At 71.3% G+C, this 17,594-nt stretch carries 13 protein-coding genes; 5 read left to right on the top strand and 8 right to left on the bottom strand.

Annotated features, from left to right (window positions below; all coding sequences use genetic code 11):
- The first annotated feature begins 7 nt into the window (after positions 1-7).
- From ACIBVP_RS25875 to leuS, 3 genes are all read left to right on the top strand, one after another.
- Positions 8-565, top strand: a complete 558-nt coding sequence (locus tag ACIBVP_RS25875) for a TetR/AcrR family transcriptional regulator (protein WP_396108897.1) — start codon at positions 8-10, stop codon at positions 563-565.
- Between the two features lie 50 nt (positions 566-615).
- Entirely contained in the window at positions 616-1,746 is a 1,131-nt protein-coding gene (locus ACIBVP_RS25870; RefSeq protein ID WP_396108895.1) for an esterase-like activity of phytase family protein, read from the top strand.
- A gap of 169 nt (positions 1,747-1,915) precedes the next feature.
- Complete coding sequence (gene leuS / locus ACIBVP_RS25865; protein WP_396108894.1) at positions 1,916-4,765, top strand: leucine--tRNA ligase; 2,850 nt, start codon at positions 1,916-1,918, stop codon at positions 4,763-4,765.
- A 259-nt stretch (positions 4,766-5,024) separates the two neighbouring features.
- Here the strand turns inward: leuS and ACIBVP_RS25860 are convergent, their stop codons facing one another.
- Genes ACIBVP_RS25860 through ACIBVP_RS25830 form a run of 7 tightly spaced genes read right to left on the bottom strand, consistent with a single transcriptional unit; the run spans position 5,025 to position 12,167 of the window.
- Entirely contained in the window at positions 5,025-6,203 is a 1,179-nt protein-coding gene (locus tag ACIBVP_RS25860) for a glycine C-acetyltransferase (RefSeq protein ID WP_396108893.1), read from the bottom strand.
- Complete coding sequence (tdh, locus tag ACIBVP_RS25855) at positions 6,203-7,234, bottom strand: L-threonine 3-dehydrogenase (RefSeq protein ID WP_396108892.1); 1,032 nt, start codon at positions 7,232-7,234, stop codon at positions 6,203-6,205. The genes ACIBVP_RS25860 and tdh overlap by 1 nt, the downstream gene beginning before the upstream one ends.
- A gap of 15 nt (positions 7,235-7,249) precedes the next feature.
- Positions 7,250-7,885: a DUF1707 domain-containing protein gene (locus ACIBVP_RS25850; RefSeq protein ID WP_396108891.1), complete on the bottom strand. Its 636-nt coding sequence runs from the start codon at positions 7,883-7,885 to the stop codon at positions 7,250-7,252.
- 5 nt (positions 7,886-7,890) lie between these two features.
- Entirely contained in the window at positions 7,891-9,195 is a 1,305-nt protein-coding gene (gene serS / locus ACIBVP_RS25845) for a serine--tRNA ligase (RefSeq protein WP_396108890.1), read from the bottom strand.
- A 40-nt stretch (positions 9,196-9,235) separates the two neighbouring features.
- A complete protein-coding gene (locus ACIBVP_RS25840; protein ID WP_396108975.1) occupies positions 9,236-9,883 on the bottom strand; it encodes a response regulator in 648 nt (215 codons plus the stop codon).
- Positions 9,883-11,010, bottom strand: a complete 1,128-nt coding sequence (gene macS, locus ACIBVP_RS25835; protein ID WP_396108889.1) for a MacS family sensor histidine kinase — start codon at positions 11,008-11,010, stop codon at positions 9,883-9,885. Before macS ends, ACIBVP_RS25840 begins: the two co-directional genes overlap by 1 nt.
- Positions 11,007-12,167: an AI-2E family transporter gene (locus ACIBVP_RS25830; RefSeq protein WP_396108974.1), complete on the bottom strand. Its 1,161-nt coding sequence runs from the start codon at positions 12,165-12,167 to the stop codon at positions 11,007-11,009. The genes macS and ACIBVP_RS25830 overlap by 4 nt, the downstream gene beginning before the upstream one ends.
- 310 nt (positions 12,168-12,477) lie before the next feature.
- Between ACIBVP_RS25830 and ACIBVP_RS25825 the strand changes: the two genes are divergently transcribed.
- Positions 12,478-13,287: a hypothetical protein gene (locus ACIBVP_RS25825; RefSeq protein ID WP_396108887.1), complete on the top strand. Its 810-nt coding sequence runs from the start codon at positions 12,478-12,480 to the stop codon at positions 13,285-13,287.
- A gap of 194 nt (positions 13,288-13,481) precedes the next feature.
- Entirely contained in the window at positions 13,482-16,763 is a 3,282-nt protein-coding gene (locus tag ACIBVP_RS25820; RefSeq protein WP_396108886.1) for a beta strand repeat-containing protein, read from the top strand.
- 48 nt (positions 16,764-16,811) lie between these two features.
- Here ACIBVP_RS25820 and ACIBVP_RS25815 read toward each other — a convergent pair whose 3' ends face one another.
- A complete protein-coding gene (locus ACIBVP_RS25815; RefSeq protein WP_396108885.1) occupies positions 16,812-17,525 on the bottom strand; it encodes a GGDEF domain-containing protein in 714 nt (237 codons plus the stop codon).
- Between the last annotated feature and the right edge of the window lie 69 nt (positions 17,526-17,594).

The following is a 17,594-nucleotide window of genomic DNA, read 5'->3' as shown; positions in this document are numbered from 1 at the left end:
TCGTGCGATGCCCAAGCGGGTCGATCACGAGGAACGCAGACGGCTGATCGCGGCGGCCGTCCGGCGCATCGCCGCCGACCGCGGTCTGGAGGCGGTGAGCCTCGGCGAGGTCGCGACCGCCGCGGGCATCTCGAAAGGTCTGGTACAGCACTACTTCCCGACCAAGGACGCGATGCTGCGGTACGCCACCGGCACGCTCCGGGCCCACGTCGAGCAGCGGGTGACGGGCGGGCTGCGGGACACGCTCGTCGCGCTGCTCCCACTGGACGAGGAGAGCCGGGACCAGGCACTGGTGGCGAACGCGTTCCTGGTCCGCGCGCTCAAGGACGAGGAGATCGCCGACCGAATCCGCGCCGGGCACACCCAGCTGAGCCAGGCGCTGGCCGCCATGGTCGCGGCCGCCCAGGAAGCGGGTGAGCTGGCGGCCGGTCTCGACCCGGTCCGGGAGGCCGACCTGCTGCTGGCCGTGGTCGCGGGTCTCGGCGACGCGGTGCTGCTCGGCCACCGCGGCCCGGACGACGCCATCGCGCTCGTCGACCACCACCTGTCCCGGCTCACGGCCTGACAAGCGGGGTTGGCCTGGTCGTCACGCACTGGCCACCCTGGTGCGGTGCGATGCACGCCATGCAGATCCGCCGTGTCCTCGCCGCCTCGATCGCCGTCTCCGCGCTCGCCGCCTGCCTCACCACCGCACCCGCCGCCGCCGAACCCGGAGCCCGGCTGCTGGGCGAGCGGATCGTCCCCAAGGGCACGTTCGAGGGCACCACGGTCGGCGGCCTGTCCGGCATCGACCGCGACCCGCGCACCGGCGGCTACGTGCTGATCAGCGACGACCGGTCGGACCAGCAGCCCGCGCGCTTCTACACGGCGACGATCGACGTGAACGCACGCGGCCTCGGCGAGGTCCGGCTCACCGGCACGCACCCGTTCCTGCGGCCGGACGGCACCACCTACCCGCCGCTCGCCACCACCGACGGCACCACCGTCGACCCGGAGGACATCCGCGTCGACCCGTGGACGGGCGACTACGTGTGGAGCCAGGAGGGTGAGCGCATCGTCGAGCCGGCCCGGCAGGTGCTGATCGACCCGTCGGTCCAGGTCGCCGAGCGCGACGGCGCGTTCCGCCGGGTGCTGCCGCTGCCCGAGGTGGAGCGGATGAGCGCGGACGACCAGGGGCCGCGGCGCAACCAGGCACTCGAGGCGCTCACGTTCGCGGGCGGCGGCACCCTCGTGGTGAGTGCCCTGGAGGGTGCGTTGCTGCAGGACGGTCCGGAGGCCACCCCCGCGGGCGGCACCCTGTCCCGCATCTCCGTGCAGACCAGGTCCGGCCGCCTGGTCGCGCAGTACGCGTACCCGCAGGAGCCCGTGTTCGCCCAGCCGAACCCGCCGGGCGCGTTCTCGAACAACGGCGTCACGGCGATCCTGGAGTCCGGCCCCGGCCGGTACCTCGTCGTGGAGCGGTCGTTCGTCACCGGCGTCGGCAACAAGGTGCGGATCCACGAGATCGGCACGCGTGGCGCCACGAACGTCGCCGACCTCGACTCGCTCGCCGGGGAGAAGGTGCGGCCGGTGCGCAAGAAGCTGGTCGCCGACCTTTCGGACTTCGGCCTGTCGACGGTCGACAACATCGAGGGCATGACGTGGGGACCTCGGCTGCGGTCCGGCGAGCGCACCCTGCTGCTGGTCAGCGACGACAACTTCTCGTCGAGCCAGGTGTCCCAGGTGGTCGCGCTCGCGATCCGGTAGTGCGGCGAAACGGGGTTGGCGTCCGCGATAGACTGATGGTATGAGCGCCGGACGCCTGCTCCTTAGCCGGCCGCGCTGACCTCGCCCGGTCAGTGCGGCTAACCCCTCGTGCCCTGCGGCAGAGGGGTTTTTTGTGTTCCGGAGCAGAGCAACCAGGGAAGGACCCACGATGAGTGACGCCGCCGCAGTAGTTGGCTCGGAGGCACCCGAACACCGCTACACGGCCGCGCTGGCCAACTCCATCGAGCGGCGGTGGCAGGACCACTGGGCCGAGCACGGGACGTTCGAGGCGCCGAACCCGGTCGGCCCGCTGAAGGGCGACGCGCCGGAGGACAAGCTGTTCGTGCAGGACATGTTCCCGTACCCGTCGGGCGCGGGCCTGCACGTCGGGCACCCGCTGGGCTTCATCGGCACGGACGTGTTCGCGCGCTACCACCGCATGACCGGCCGCAACGTCCTGCACACCATGGGCTTCGACGCGTTCGGGCTGCCCGCCGAGCAGTACGCGGTGCAGACCGGCCAGCACCCGCGCAAGACGACCGAGGAGAACATCAACCGGTACCTGCGGCAGATCCGCAGGCTGGGCCTGGGCCACGACGAGCGCCGCCGCATCGCCACCACAGACCTGACGTACTACCGCTGGACGCAGTGGATCTTCCTGCAGATCTTCAACTCCTGGTACGACGAGGACCAGCGGAAGGCCCGCCCGATCAGCGAGCTGGAGGCCGAGTACGCCGCGGGCACCCGCACCGCCGCGGACGGTCGTCCGTGGGCCGAGCTGTCCCGCGTGGAGCAGCGCAAGGTCATCGACGCACACCGGCTGGTGTACCTGTCGGACGCGCCGGTCAACTGGTGCCCCGGGCTGGGCACGGTGGTGGCGAACGAGGAGGTCACCGCTGACGGCCGCAGCGAGCGCGGGAACTTCCCCGTGTTCCGTAAGAACCTGCGCCAGTGGATGATGCGGATCACCGCGTACGCCGACCGGCTGGTCGACGACCTGGACCTGCTGGACTGGTCCGACCAGGTCAAGTCCATGCAGCGCAACTGGATCGGCCGCTCGAAGGGCGCGCACATCCGGTTCCCGGTCGGCGTTGGCACCGCCGGCGACGAGATCGAGGTCTTCACCACCCGTCCCGACACCGTGTTCGGCGCGACGTACATGGTGCTGGCGCCCGAGCACCACCTGGTGGACCGGATGGTGCCGGACGCGTGGCCCGACGGCACCGACGAGCGGTGGACCGGCGGGCACGCGACGCCGAAGGAGGCCGTGGCCGCGTACCGGCGTGCCGCGTCGCAGAAGTCCGAGCTGGACCGCCAGGAGAACAAGGAGAAGACCGGTGTGTTCGTCGGCGTCCACGCCACGAACCCGGCCAACGGCGTCAAGATCCCGGTGTTCATCGCCGACTACGTGCTGATGGGCTACGGCACCGGCGCGATCATGGCGGTGCCCGGCCAGGACCAGCGCGACTGGGACTTCGCGACGGTGTTCGGCCTGGACATCGTCCGCACGGTCCAGCCGTCGGAGGGCTTCGAGGGCGAGGCCTACACCGGCGAGGGCCCCGCGATCAACTCGGGCTTCCTGGACGGCATGGACGTCGACGAGGCCAAGAAGACGATCATCAACTGGCTGGAGCAGAACAGCCACGGCGAAGGCCGTCTGCAGTACAAGCTGCGGGACTGGCTGTTCGCGCGCCAGCGCTACTGGGGCGAGCCGTTCCCGATCGTGTACGACGAGGACGGGCTGCCGCGTGCGCTGCCGGAGGACATGCTGCCGGTCGAGCTGCCCGAGGTGGACGACTACTCGCCGAGGACGTTCGACCCGGAGGACGCCGACTCCGAGCCGTCCCCGCCGCTGTCGCGCGCGACGGAGTGGATCGAGGTCGAGCTGGACCTGGGCGAGGGCAGGAAGAAGTACCGCCGCGACGCGAACGTCATGCCGCAGTGGGCGGGTTCGTGCTGGTACCAGCTGCGCTACGTCGACCCGACCGACACCGAACGGTTCTGCGAGCCGGAGAACGAGCGCTACTGGCTGGGCCCGCAGCCGCAGGTGCACGGCCCGAACGACCCCGGCGGCGTCGACCTGTACATCGGCGGCATCGAGCACGCCGTGCTGCACCTGCTGTACTCCCGGTTCTGGCAGAAGGTGCTGTTCGACCTGGGCCACGTGTCGGCGAAGGAGCCGTACCGGCGCCTGTTCAACCAGGGCTACATCCAGGCCTACGCCTACACCGACGCGCGGGGCGTCTACGTCCCCGCGGAAGAGGTGGTCGAGCGCGACGGCAAGTACTTCTGGAACGACCAGGAGGTCAGGCAGGAGTACGGGAAGATGGGCAAGAGCCTGAAGAACGTCGTCACTCCGGACGAGATGTGCGAACGGTACGGCGCCGACACGTTCCGGTTCTACGAGATGGCCATGGGCCCCATGGACGTGTCGAGGCCGTGGGCCACCAAGGACGTCGTGGGCGCGCAGCGGTTCCTGCAGCGCATGTGGCGCAACGTGGTCGACGAGAGCACCGGTCAGGTCCACGTCAGCGACGAGGCACCGGACGAGGCGACGCTGCGGGCACTGCACAAGGCCGTCGACGGCGTCCACGCCGACTACGCGAACATGCGCTTCAACACCGCGGGCGCGAAGCTGATCGAGCTGAACAACCACGTGACCAAGACGTACGGCAACAACCCGGCGCCGCGGTCGGTGGTGGAGCCGATGGTGCTGATGCTGGCCCCGCTGTGCCCGCACATCGCGGAGGAGATGTGGGCGGCACTGGGCCACGACGGCTCGCTGGCGCACGGCCCGTTCCCGGCCGCGGACGAGAAGTACCTGGTCGAGGACACGGTCGAGTACCCGATCCAGGTCAACGGCAAGGTCCGCGCCCGCGTCACGGTGCCGGCCTCGGCCACGCAGGACGAGGTGAAGGCAGCGGCACTGGCGGATGAGAAGGTGGCCGCGCTGACCGGCGGCAACGAACCCCGCAAGGTGATCGTGGTCCCGAACCGCCTGGTCAACGTGGTGGTCTAGCGCCACTGCCCGGAAAGTCGCTTCGGTCGCGGTGTGGACCGCGCCACTGGCATCGATCGCTCGGGGGGCTACGCGACCGATGCCAGCGGCGCGAAGCCCGGCCGGAGCCGGGCCCCGACGCTCGGCTCCGCCGGCGTTGGGGCTCTGAATGTCTCAGAGACGGGGAACATTGTGGCACCCCGTTGGCCTGGCGCTAACTAATCGTTAGCAGTTGCGCACGAAACACCGAATGGCGTACTCGCGTGGTTGCGAAGAGTGTTCACATCGCGGACCGGGCGTCGACGAACGCGGCCACCGCGCGCTCCACGTCCTCGGTCGAGTGCGCCGCGGACATCTGGGTGCGGATGCGGGCCTTGTCGTGCGGCACCACCGGGTACGAGAAGCCGATGACATAGACACCGCGCGCCAGTAGGAGGTCCGCCATCCGCCCGGCGAGAGCCGCGTCGCCGATCATCACCGGGATGATCGGGTGCTCGCCTGGCAGCAGGTCGAAGCCCGCGTCCGTCATCCTGGCGCGGAACAGTTCCGTGTTGGCACGCAGGCGGGACAGCAGCTCGCCGGACGACTCCAGCAGGTTCAGCGCCGCCAGCGCCGTGGCCGTGATCGACGGGGCCAGCGAGTTCGAGAACAGGTAGGGGCGCGACCGCTGCCGCAGCATCTCGACGATCTCCGCGCGACCGGACGTGTAGCCGCCGCTCGCGCCGCCGAGTGCCTTGCCCAGGGTGCCGGTCACGACGTCGACCCGGTCCTGCACGCCGAACAGCTCGGGCGTGCCGCGGCCGGTGGGGCCCGTGAAGCCGACCGCGTGCGAGTCGTCCACCATGACCAGCGCGTCGTACCGGTCGGCCAGGGCGCAGATCTCGTCGAGGGGCGCCAGGTAGCCGTCCATGGAGAAGACGCCGTCGGTGGCGATCAGGCGGTACCGCGCACCGGCCGCCTCCTTGAGCTGGCGTTCCAGGTCGGCCATGTCGCGGTTCCTGTACCGCAGCCGCTGCGCCTTGCACAGGCGGATGCCGTCGATCACCGACGCGTGGTTCAGCTCGTCGGAGATCACCGCGTCGTCCTTGCCGAGGATGGTCTCGAACAGGCCGGCGTTCGCGTCGAAGCAGGAGCTGTAGAGGATCGTGTCCTCCGTGCTCAGGAACTCGGACAGCTTCGCCTCGAGTTCCTTGTGCGGCTCCTGCGTGCCGCAGATGAACCGCACAGACGCCATGCCGAAGCCCCACCGGTCGAGCGCGTCCTTCGCGGCGGCCACCAGTGCCGGGTGGTCGGCGAGACCCAGGTAGTTGTTGGCGCAGAAGTTCAGCACCTCGGCGTCCGAACCGACCTTGACCGCCGCGTTCTGCGGGGTCGAGAGCACGCGTTCGGCCTTGTAGAGGCCCGCCGCGCGGATCTCGTCCAGCTCCGACCGCAGGTTCTCGCGCATGGCACCGAACATCAGGACTCCGTCCAATCCAGGATGACCTTGCCGCACCGGCCGTCGCGCGCGGTGGCGAACGCGGCCTCGTGCTCTGTGTAGGGGAACCGGTGGGTGATCACCGGGGAGATGTCGAGCCCCGCCTGTAGCAGGACCGACATCGAGTACCAGGTCTCGAACATCTCGCGGCCGTAGATGCCCTTGATCGTCAGCATCTTCAGCACCACGTGCGACCAGTCGATGGGGATCTCGTTCGCGGGCAGGCCGAGCATCGCGATCCGGCCGCCGTGCGTCATGTTCGCGATCATCTCGCGCAGCGCGGACGGCTGGCCGGACATCTCCATGCCGACGTCGAAGCCCTCGCTCATCCGCAGCTGGCCGTAGACGTCGGAGATCTTCGTGGTGGCCACGTTCAGCGCCAGGTCCGCGCCGATCTTGCTGGCCAGGTCCAGGCGGGGCTCCGACACGTCCGTGATCACCACGTGCCGTGCCCCCGCGTGCTTCGCGACGGCCGCCGCCATCAGGCCGATCGGGCCCGCGCCGGTGATCAGCACGTCCTCGTTCAGCACCGGGAACGACATCGCGGTGTGCACGGCGTTGCCGAACGGGTCGAAGATCGCGGCCACGTCCAGGTCGACCTGGTGGGTGTGCACCCACGCGTTCTGCTCGGGCAGCACGGCGTACTCCGCGAACGCGCCCGCCGTGTGCACGCCGAGCCCGATCGTGTTGGCACAGAGGTGCCGTCGACCGGCCTTGCAGTTGCGGCAGGTGCCGCAGATCAGGTGCCCCTCGCCGGAGACGAGGTCACCCACCTTGACCTTCGTGACGGCGGCGCCGACCTCGACGACCTCGCCGACGAACTCGTGCCCGAGCACCAGCGGCGGCTTGATGGTGTTCGCCGCCCACTCGTCCCACGACTGGATGTGCAGGTCCGTGCCGCAGATGCCGGTGCGCAGCACACGGATCAGCACGTCACCCGGTCCCGTCTCGGGCTCGGGCACCTCCGTCAGCTCCAGCCCGGGTCCCTGGGCCACTTTGACCAGAGCCTTCACGCGTCTCGTCCTTCCTCAGTCCGCCGCGCGGGTGATCCGCAACGACGAGTGGATCAGCAGGTTGCCGATGCGCACGTAGCTGGGTCTGCGGATCACCAGCGAACCCGCGGTGACCGACCCGGACAGCACGAACCGGGGTCTTCCCGTCCCGCCGCCGACCTTGTCCTTGATGCTGCCCGCCGTCATGCGGACCTCGTCGTGCACCACCGACGCGCCGTCCGGCAGCACGAGCCGGACCGACCCGCCGCCGCAGTTCAGCTCGATCCGCACCTCGCTGTGGGGGATGCGGGCCTCGGAGAAGTCCAGGTCGGTGGAGCCGAGCCGGTTGTAGATCACCAGCTCGCGCGGCACCGCCCAGTTCCCGGTGCGCTTGAGCGTGGCGAAGCTGGCGCGCAGCTCCACCGGCTTCTCCCGCACGGGCGCCCGCGTGTCCGTGTGCGTGACGCCCGGCAGGTCGACGAGCACCGCGTTCAGCTCGCCGCGGGTCTTGGCGGCGAGGGCCTTGTCGGTGCGCTCGGTGAACTCGTCGAGCGACAGCATCCCGTGGCCGATGGCCTTCTGCAGCACGTTCACCACGTGCGTGCGCTCGGCGTCGGACACCCGCAGCTCACGCGGGTCGACGGGGCCGACCGGCCCGGGTTGCTCGCTCACGTTGATCACTCCCCCACGGTGCCGTCCGCGGTTCCGTCGGCACTGATCCGTTCGAAGCGGGTGTACGGGACCAGCGCGGGCGGGATCACGACCGAACCGTCCGCCTGCTGGTTCTGTTCCAGGATCGCCACCAGTGTGCGCCCGATCGGCAGCCCGGAACCGTTCAGGGTGTTGGCGAACCCGCGCGTGCCGTCCTTGGCCTTAGTCCGGATGCCCGCCCGGCGCGCCTGGAACGTGCCGAAGTCCGACACGCTGGAGATCTCCCGGTACCGCTGCTGGCCGGGCAGCCACACCTCGATGTCGTAGGTCCGCTCCGCCGAGAACCCGATGTCCCCGGCCGCGAGCTTCACCACGCGGTACGCCAGGCCCAGCTCCCGCAGGCCTGCCTCCGCGTGCGACAGCAGCACGTCGAACTCCTTGTCCGCCTGTTCCGGCGTGCAGAACCGGACCAGCTCCACCTTCTGGAACTGGTGCAGGCGGATCAGGCCGCGGGTGTCCTTGCCGTACGAGCCCGCCTCCGACCGGAAGCACGGCGTGTTCGCGGTGTAGGCGAACGGCAGCTCCTCGGCGGCGAGCGTCTCACCGGCGTGCAGGTTGGTCAGCGGCACCTCGGCCGTCGGGATCAGGAACAGCTCGCGGTCGGCCACGTTCGTGCGGAACAGGTCCTGCTCGAACTTCGGCAGCTGCCCGGTGCCGGTCATGGTCGGCCGGTTCACGATCACCGGCACGCCGAACTCGGTGTAGCCGTGCCGTTCGGTGTGCAGTTCGAGCAGGAACGTGGCGATCGCCCGCTCCAGCCGCGCGCCGACCCCGCGGGTCACGCTGAACCGCGGCCCGGCCAGCTTGGTGGCACGCGCGAAGTCGAAGATCCCGAGCGTCTCGCCGATCTCGACGTGGTCGCGCGGCGTGAAGTCGAGCGACGCCGGCTCACCCCAGGTGCTGACCTGCTCGGCGTCGGCGTCCGTGGTGCCGTCGGGCAGGTCGTCGTTGGGCAGGTTCGGGATGCCCAGCATCACCTCGTCCAGCTCGGCGGCCAGCTGCCGCTGCTGCTCCTCGAGCTCCTGCACGCGTGCCTTCAGCGCGCGGGCCTTCTCCTTGAGGTCGGTCACGTCCTCGCCGCGCTTGGCGGCGGCGCCGACCTCCTTGGCGACCCGGTTGGCCTCCGCGCGGGACTCGTCCGTCTGCCCGATCACCGCCGTGCGCTGGGAGAACAGCTTCTCCAGCGCGGGCAGGTCGAGGGCGAAGCCGCGGCGCGCGAGCTTGCGCACGGCGTCCGTGGCCGGGTCGAGCAGAAGGCGCGGGTCATGCATGCGGCCCAGCCTACTGAGGGAGCTTGCGGAGCGGTCGTCGCTATTGCCGGGTGCCGTCCGGTTCTTCGTCGAGCCCGTGCTCGATGGCGTACCGGGCGAGTTCGACCCGGTTGTGCAGCTGCAGCTTGCGCAGGGTCGACTGCACGTGGTTCTCCACGGTCCGGTGCGACAGCACCAGCCTGGTCGCGATCTGCCGCGCGGTCAGCCCCTTCGCGACCAGCCGCAGCACGTCGGTCTCCCGGTCGGTCAGCCTCGGCTGGTCCTTCGGTCCCGGGTCGGCGGCCATGCGCCGGTACTCACCCAGCACCAGCCCCGCGAGGCCCGGCGTGAACACGGCGTCCCCCGCCGCCGTGCGCCGGACCGCGTCGACCAGGTCCTCGACCGACGCGGACTTCAGCAGGTAGCCCGACGCACCCGCCTTCACCGCCTCCAGGACGTCCGCGTGCTCACCGGACGCGGACAGCACCAGCACGCGCGTGTCGTTCAGCTCACCGGTGATCTGCCCGGTCGCGGTCACCCCGGAGCTGTTGCCGAGGTTCAGGTCCATCAGCACCACGTCCGGCCGCACGGTCCGCGCGATCCGCACCGCCGCGGGGGCGTCCCCGGCGGTCGCGCGCACCTCGAAGCCGCGTTCGCTGAGGTCGCGCGCCACCCCGTCCCGCCACATGGGATGGTCGTCGACCACCATCACCGAGATCTCGGAACCCGGAGTTCCCACTCGACCCCCTCTCCTGGCGTGGTCTCGAGCGTCACGCTGCCGCCCAGCTCGGCGACCCGGCCACGGAGCGAACGCGCGATGCCCATGCGCCCCTCCCGTTCCGCCTCGGCCACCCGGCCGGGTGCGATGCCGACCCCGTCGTCCCGGACGCTGACCACGATGTCCGACCCGAGGTCCTCGAGCAACACCCACGCCTTGGCGCTCGCACCGGCGTGCTTGTCCACGTTGGTGAGCGCCTCCCGCACGGCCGACGTCAGCTCGTTCGCGGTCGCGGCGGGCAGCGGCACCGGCGTCGCGGGCACCGAGACCGACACCCGCCCCGTCTCCAGGATCTTCAGCCGCGCACCGAGGTCCGCGGCGCCGCTCTCCGTCGACGCGGGTGCGCTCGACACCAGCGCCCGCAGCGCGACCTCCTGCTCGCCCGCCAGCTTCGCGAGCTCGGCCGCATCACCGCCGAGTTCCCCACCGCGCCTGCGCACGTGCGCGAGGACCTGCAGCACGCTGTCGTGGATCGACCTCGCGAGCCGCTCCCGCTCCGCGGTCGCCGCCTCGGTGCGCAACGCGGTCGCCAGCCGCGCCGCCGACCGCCGCGACGACGACGCCGCGAGCCCCAGCACGAAACCCACGCCGACCAGCAGCATCAGGTCGCGGGTCAGGTCGGTGTCGACGTAGCCGCGCACCCCGAAGTTGAACGCCGCCACCACACCGCCGAACACCCCGCCCGCGACCGGACCGGCGGCCACCGCACCGGCGGCGACGACACCGGTCACCCAGACCGTCGTGATCAGCGGCACCGGCTCGCCGTGCAGCTGCGGTGGCGTGAGGATCAGCCGCGAGCTGGTCATGACCGCGCAGCACACGGCGAGGTCGACCACCGTGAACGCGAGCAGCTTCTCCGCCGGCCGCAGGTACCGGACCGAGACGACGACCGTCCACACGGTCATCACGCCACCCATGACCAGCGCGAGCCATGGCCGCCGGTACTCGTCGAGGTGGTAGACGATCACGCCCAGCGCGAACAACAGGGTCAGGACCCGCAACAACACCGCCGCACGCCACAGCGGAAGCGTCGGGTCGCGGCCGACGTGAACTGTCATGGTTTCCAGGTCGCCTTGGTGTCCTTCTTCTCCTCGCCGCTCTCGCCACCCTCGCCGTCCTCACCCGGCGGCGCCTGCTCGTCCTGGCGCAGGACGTCGATCTCCTCCGGCGCGGTCTCGTTGTCGTGCACCAGCGACTTGATGCCCGCGTTCAGCACCGCCAGCAGCGGAACGGAGAGCAGTGCGCCCGCGATCCCCGCCGCGAGCAGGCCCGCGGTGATCGCCAGTACGACCGCGAGCGGGTGCAACCGCACCGCGCGGCCGAGCAGCCACGGCTGCAGCACGTGGCTCTCCAGCTGCATCACGCCGATCACGATCGCGAGCACCACGAGCGCCGAGATGAACCCGTTGGCGACCAACGCGATCAACACCGCGACCGTGCCCGCCACGACCGCACCGATGATCGGCACGAACGCGGACAGGAACACCAGCGCGGACAGCGGGATCACCAGCGGCACCTGCACGATCGCGAGGCCGATGCCGATGCCGACCGCGTCGACCAGCGCCACCGCGGCGGTCGCCCGCACGTAGCTGACGAGCGCGCCGAAACCGCGCCGCCCGGCGACGTCCACGCGGTCCCGCACCCGGGCCGGCACGCCACGGATCAGGAACCGCCAGATGCCGGGGCCGTCGTAGAGGAAGAAGATCAGCACGAACACGGTCAGCAGGAAGCCGGTCAGGATCTCGCCGATGGTGGTCGCCGTGGTGAGCGCGCCCTCGGTGATCGCGGCCTGGTTCTCCTGGATCGTGTCGATCGTGTCGTTGATGAAGTCGGTGATCTGCGCTTCCTGCAGGTGCAGCGGCCCCTCGATCAGCCAGGTCCTGATCTGGTCGAGGCTGTCCGACACCTGTGACTGCAGCTGTGGCAGGCCGTTGGTGAACGTGATGATCACGAACGTCAGCAGGCCACCGAGCACGGCGATGCCCGCGATCATCACGATCGCCGCGGCCGCGCCACGCGGCACCCGCCACCGCACGAGCCGTTCCACCCCGGGCGCCATCAGCGCGGCCAGCAGCAGGGCGATCGCGACCGGCACCACGAGGTGCGAGAAGTAGCCGAACAACCAGATGATCACGTACAGCGCGGCGATGACCATGAGGAAGCGCCACGCGAGCGCGGCACTCACGCGCAGGCCGGTCGGCACGAGGCCGGTCACGTCGGCAGGCGGGGTCCTGCGTCGTTTCTTCGGCGGTGGCGAGGACTTCTCTTCGGGAGACGAGGTCACCTACGCAAGGTATCGAGCAACTCGGACATTTGGCAGCCGATCCGCGCGACCACGGATGACTACGTTCTGTCAGGCTCGGTTGCACCTTGTGTTTATCACACGATCGGGGGGACTGTCCCGTTCGGACGTGCGAGCGCGGGGTGATGAATGAAAGTGTCTCGCTGCACGGCTGCGGAACCCAGCGTGAGCGACCGAACGCTCAGCGTGTGATCACCCGCTCCGTCCTACTCAGTGAGGTTCAGTGGATCAGGCGAAGAACAACGTCCTGCAGACCGCCGCGTTCGCGCGGCGTGTGGTCTGCCGGACGCTGACGGTCATCGGCGGCGTCGCCGCCGGGACCGCGCTTGCCTGGTGCCTGTCCACGGCCTCCGCGTCGGCCGAGCCGCGGCAGCCGCTGCAGCCGGTCGAGCAGCAGGTGCGGACCGTCGTGACGGACGTGCGCGACCTCGCCGAGCCCGTCACCGGGCCGGTCGAGACCGCCGTCGGCACCGCCACGCGGCACCTGCGGGACACCGTGCCGCAGAACCCGCTGACGATGCTCGGCGACAAGGTGAAGGACGCCGCCGAGAAGTTCCGTTCCGACACGAAGGACGGCCTGGGACGGCTGCCCGGCTGTGCCAACTGCGTCGACGACGGCGCGCGGGGCGACTACCGGTCCGACGGCTACGGCCGCTCGGACGTCCCGGCACAGGCACCGGCCTCGTCCACCGCGGTCTCCCACGTGCCCGGCGCCGAACCCGACGCCACCGCGCACCGCACCGCGACGGACCGCGCCCTCGCCGACGGCATGAGCAGGCGGGGCTCCCCCGAGCCCGTCCTGCCGCACCTCCCGGACCGCCCGGACGTTCCCGGCCCGATCCCGTTCACGCCGACCGGCGTGCCGACCTCGGGCGGCCACGGCTCCGCGAGCAACTCGGTCGACTCGCACCTGCTCGCCACGCTTCCGTTGCAGGACAGCACGTTCGGCCTCACGCGCGGCGGAATCGCCGCCGCTTCCGACGCGGCCACCCACGGCCGTCCGGGCACGCAGCCCGGTGTCGCACCCGACTGATCACCGCGTGGCGCGCCATCAGCGTTGACCGCTGAGCCGCACCGTGCCGCGGTGCCGCGCGCCTTTCCCCCGCGCGCTTCGTTCCCGCGCCCACCCCCAGACCCGGGTGGCCGAATGCCCCGACGCGCATGCCCCCTGCGCGTCCGCGGCCACCCGCCAAAACCCCCAAGGGAAAACGAAAGGAGCATCCGACGATGCAAACCTGGGCGAAGCGAGGTCTCCAGACCGCGCTAGTCACCGGTGGTTTGCTGATGCTGGGTACCGGCATCGCTTCTGCCGACGAGGACGTGAACCCGGACAAGCCGGCGTCGCCGCTTGACGGGTCGGTCACCGTCCCCGTCCACATGGACAACAACGTGCTCGGCACGCCGTTCGGTCAGAAGGCCGTGCCCGCGGTCCACCGGGACATCACGTTCCGCGGTTCCGACATCACCGACGCCATCCCTGCCGACCGGGTCGCGTCCGGTACGGACCCGATCGTCGCCAAGGCGGCCGAGACCGCCGCGCCTGTTGTCAACAAGGCCCAGGACGCCGTTGCCCCGCTGCCGCGCGACGGCCGTGACTTCGCCGCCCCGGTCGTGGAGAAGGCAAAGCCGGTCACCGGCAAGCTGGAGTCGCTGCCCGTCGTGGGCGACAAGCTGCCCCCCGTCTCGTCGCTGGACAAGGTCAGCGTCCCCGACGTCGACAGGATGGGCGGGACCCCGGCCCAGGGCAACCAGGCGAACCTCGACATGGTCGTGCCGGTCGACGTCTCCGGCAACGCGGTCGCGGTGCTCGGCAGGGCCGAGACGACCAACGAATCGCACCACGGCTACGGCTGGAACCACGACGTCGAGGCCAACGGGTCCGGACGCTTCGTCGGTGGCAACGTGGTCGACCTGGACTGGGCGCTGCCCGTGCAGGTCACCAACAACGCGGTCGCGGCGGTCGGCAGGTCGTCCGCCGAGGGCACCACCACGCAGGAAGCCTGGGCCACGGGCGACATCGACGCCGACGGGTCGCACAGCTTCCTCGGCGGCAACGTGATCGCGCCGCAGTTCGCGACACCGGTCCAGGTCGACGGCAACGCGGTCGCGGGCGGCGGCTGGGCCGACGCCGGCTCGGAGGCCTCGACCTCCGCCGACGCGGGCGGGTCCATCCGCACCACCGGCGCGGACAGCATCGGCGGCGGCAACGCAGTGCCGGTCCCGGTGGCCGTGCCCGCGCGGGTCAACGGCAACGCGATCATGGGTCTCGGCGACGCCGACGCGTGGGCCCACTCGACCGCCGACGCCTCCGCGGGCGCCACCCGCACCGGCATGTACGGCGTCCCGACGTACGTCCAGACGAACGGTGACCCGGCCCTGGCGGCCGGCAACATCGTGCAGCCGGCGGCGTCCGGCCCGGCCATGCTGTGCGGCAACGCGGGCGGGGCCGGCGGCGAGGCCACCGCGGCCTGTCAAACCGCCACCACCACCGAGGCGGGCGGCACCAGCCGCACCACCGGTCATGGCGCCGTCGCCTCCGGCGCCATCGCGGCCCTCCCGGTCGCGCTGCCCGTCCAGGGCTTCGGCAACGCGGCCGCCGGTGTCGGCGACACGGAGGCGGTCGCCGCCAACACCGTCGACTCGACCGCGGGCGGCGACTCCTACACCCGCGGCCACGACAGCGTCGTGTCCGGCAGCACCGCCAACGCGCCGGTGGCCGGCACGGTCGACGTGTTCGCGAACTCGGTGGCCGCCGCGGGCGCCGCCGAGTCGGCCGTCACGAACGACGCGGCCGCGGAGGCCGGTGGCCACACCGGCACCACCGGCGACGACTCCCTGGTCGGCGGCAACATGGTCACCTCCCCGGTGAGCTCGCCCACCGAGCTGTACGGCAACAGCGCGGCGGGCCTCGGTGCCGCCGAAGCGGTGGGCGCGGAGACCAAGACCGTGTCCTCCGGAGGCGGCAACAACACCGACGACGACTACGGCGTCGTCGCCTCCAACCTGGTGCACACCCCGGTCGCGACGGCCGCGCAGGCCTTCGGCAACAGCGCGGGCGCGGTGGCGTTCACCGACGCCGCGGCGACCGCCGACAACGAGGTGACCGCCGGTGGCGACAGCAACGCGACCGGCACCGCCGGTCTCGGGTCCGGCAACATCGGGCAGGTCCCGGTTTCCGTGCCGTTCCAGGTGTTCGGGACCGGCGCCAGCGGGCTCGCCAAGGGCACGCAGGCCGCGCTCAACGAAACCGACATGCGGGCCGGCGGCGACGCGACGAGCGACGGCACCCACGGTGCCGGCGCAGGCAACGTCGTGACCGCGCCGGTCGCGGGTGCGGTCCAGGCCTTCGGCGAGTCCGCCGCCGTGCTGGGTCTCAACCACTCGCTCGCCGCGTCGGAGACGGAGACCAAGGCCGGTGGCGACACCGAGACCAGCGGTCACAGCGGCCTGCTCTCGGGCAACGTGGCGTCGCCGCAGGCTCTGCCGATCGCGCAGAGCTTCGCCGCCGTCGCGTCGGCGGCCGGCGGGATCAACTCCTCGTCGGCGACGAACGCGACCGAGGCCGAGTCCGGCGGCGACATCGACACCACCGGAGACAGGGGCTACCTGTCGGGTAACCTGCTCGACGTGCCCACGGCCGCGGCCGTGCAGCCGTTCGGCGACGCGTTGGCCGTGTTGTCGGGCAGGTCCTACGCCCAGGGGCTGTCCGCGACGCAGGGCCTGGCCGGTGGCACGTCCACCACGAGCGGGAGGCTCGGCTCGCTGTCCGGCATCGACGGCACGCTGCCCATCGGCGTCAACGCACCCGTGTACGACGTTCCGGTCGAGGTGCTCGCCCAGGCGATGACCGAGGCCGTGAACAACAGCGACCTGCAGGTCGGCGACGCTGAGCCGCAGCTGCACCTGCCGGTCAGCGGTGGCATGTCGCCGACCGAGCTGCCGACGTTCGCGCCGCAGCGGTCCGCGCCCGAGGACGACTTCCGCGGCGTGTTCACCGGCGTGCTGGGCAGGTTCGCGCACGGCATGACCTGGCTGCTCGGCCAGGACCACGTCACCGACGTGGCGAACCTGGTGGCGCCCGCCCCGCAGATCCTGCCCGCGCGCGGCGACGTCCCCGTGACGCTGCCCGCACCCGACGTCATGCCGCAGACCCCGGCGCTGCCGGTGTCCGGTGACGTCTACGAGCCGCTGCCCACGGTCACCCTGGACACCTTCGACCGTTCCCGCGGTGCCCGTTCCGACGTGCCCTCGGACCTGACGGACGTCACGACGCTCATCCCCGCGATCCCCGCGACGGACGAGCTGACCGACATCACCACGGTCATGCCGGTCATCCCGGCCCCGGGCCTGGAGGACATCTCCTCCGCGCCGGTCGTTCAGGCGCCGTCGGTCGGCCACCTGCCGGTCCCGGCCGTGTCCGACGTCCAGACGCCGGAGCTGGGCGGGTCGTCGCTCGACTCGACCCGCGCCGCGCTGGCGAACCTCTTCACCACCCACCCGATCGCCTGATCGGGTAGCCGAGAAGGGCCCGGGAGCCGGCGCTCCCGGGCCCTTCTCCTATGCCAGGACCGCGGCTTCCGCCCTGCTCACCACGTCGTGCACGGAGTGCGTGCCGTCGCTTGTCGCCCAGCCGACCCGCACCGGCCGGGTCACCAGCCCGGCGACCCGCCGCGCGATGTCGACGTCCCCGTCGGCCACCACCGCGACCGTGCCGACGCCGTAGCGGGCCACGGTGTGGTCGGCGTCCAGACCGGTCACCAGCAGCGCGCCGGTCTCGTGCAGCCGTCGTTCGTCGGGCAGCGCCACCAGCACCAACGTGACCGTCGTGCCGCGCACCCGCGCCCGCCGCAACGCCTGGTCGAGCCGGTCGAACAGCAGCACCCGGTTCGGCAGCCCGGTCACCGGGTCGAACAAACCCTTGTCCCGCAACACGTCGTTGTGCACCGGCCGGAGAACGGCGAGCGCGACGGTCGCCACGGGGTACACCTCAAGCCACAACCGCCGCCGCCCGGCCACGACCGGCAGCGTCGCCGCGGTCCCAGCGCGCAACACCTGCGCCGCGATGACCGGCAGGTCTGGCAGCGGCACTCCGAGGTCGTCGGCGAGCCCCCACCCGGACGGCCGCGAGACCTCGTCGTCGGTGAGCCCGAGCAGCCGCGCGGCACACCCGGTGACGGCACGCACCCGACCGCGCCCGTCACACAACAGCATCCCGACAGCCAGCTCGTCCCACACCTCGCCGGCCGGCGACGCCAGGTGAGCCATGCTCATGGCGCGCACTCTTCCCCGTCCAGGGTGGACAGTGCAAGGACCACGACACCACCCGTACCGGTGATCTCG

The organism is Actinophytocola sp. NPDC049390 (assembly GCF_044466355.1).
Taxonomy (GTDB): domain Bacteria; phylum Actinomycetota; class Actinomycetes; order Mycobacteriales; family Pseudonocardiaceae; genus Actinophytocola.
Note: the sequence above shows the minus strand (reverse complement) of the source record. Positions and strands in the feature narration are given on the sequence as shown.

Excerpts from the sequence above, each read along its gene's own strand:
- ACIBVP_RS25875 (WP_396108897.1), top strand. The coding sequence starts at position 8 with ATGCCCAAGCGGGTCGATCACGAGGAACGCAGACGGCTGATCGCGGCG.
- ACIBVP_RS25870 (WP_396108895.1), top strand. The coding sequence starts at position 616 with ATGCACGCCATGCAGATCCGCCGTGTCCTCGCCGCCTCGATCGCCGTC.
- leuS (WP_396108894.1), top strand. The coding sequence starts at position 1,916 with ATGAGTGACGCCGCCGCAGTAGTTGGCTCGGAGGCACCCGAACACCGC.
- ACIBVP_RS25860 (WP_396108893.1), bottom strand. The coding sequence starts at position 6,203 with ATGTTCGGTGCCATGCGCGAGAACCTGCGGTCGGAGCTGGACGAGATC.
- serS (WP_396108890.1), bottom strand. The coding sequence starts at position 9,195 with ATGCATGACCCGCGCCTTCTGCTCGACCCGGCCACGGACGCCGTGCGC.
- ACIBVP_RS25840 (WP_396108975.1), bottom strand. The coding sequence starts at position 9,883 with ATGGTGGTCGACGACCATCCCATGTGGCGGGACGGGGTGGCGCGCGAC.
- macS (WP_396108889.1), bottom strand. The coding sequence starts at position 11,010 with ATGACAGTTCACGTCGGCCGCGACCCGACGCTTCCGCTGTGGCGTGCG.
- ACIBVP_RS25820 (WP_396108886.1), top strand. The coding sequence starts at position 13,482 with ATGCAAACCTGGGCGAAGCGAGGTCTCCAGACCGCGCTAGTCACCGGT.
- ACIBVP_RS25815 (WP_396108885.1), bottom strand. The coding sequence starts at position 17,525 with ATGAGCATGGCTCACCTGGCGTCGCCGGCCGGCGAGGTGTGGGACGAG.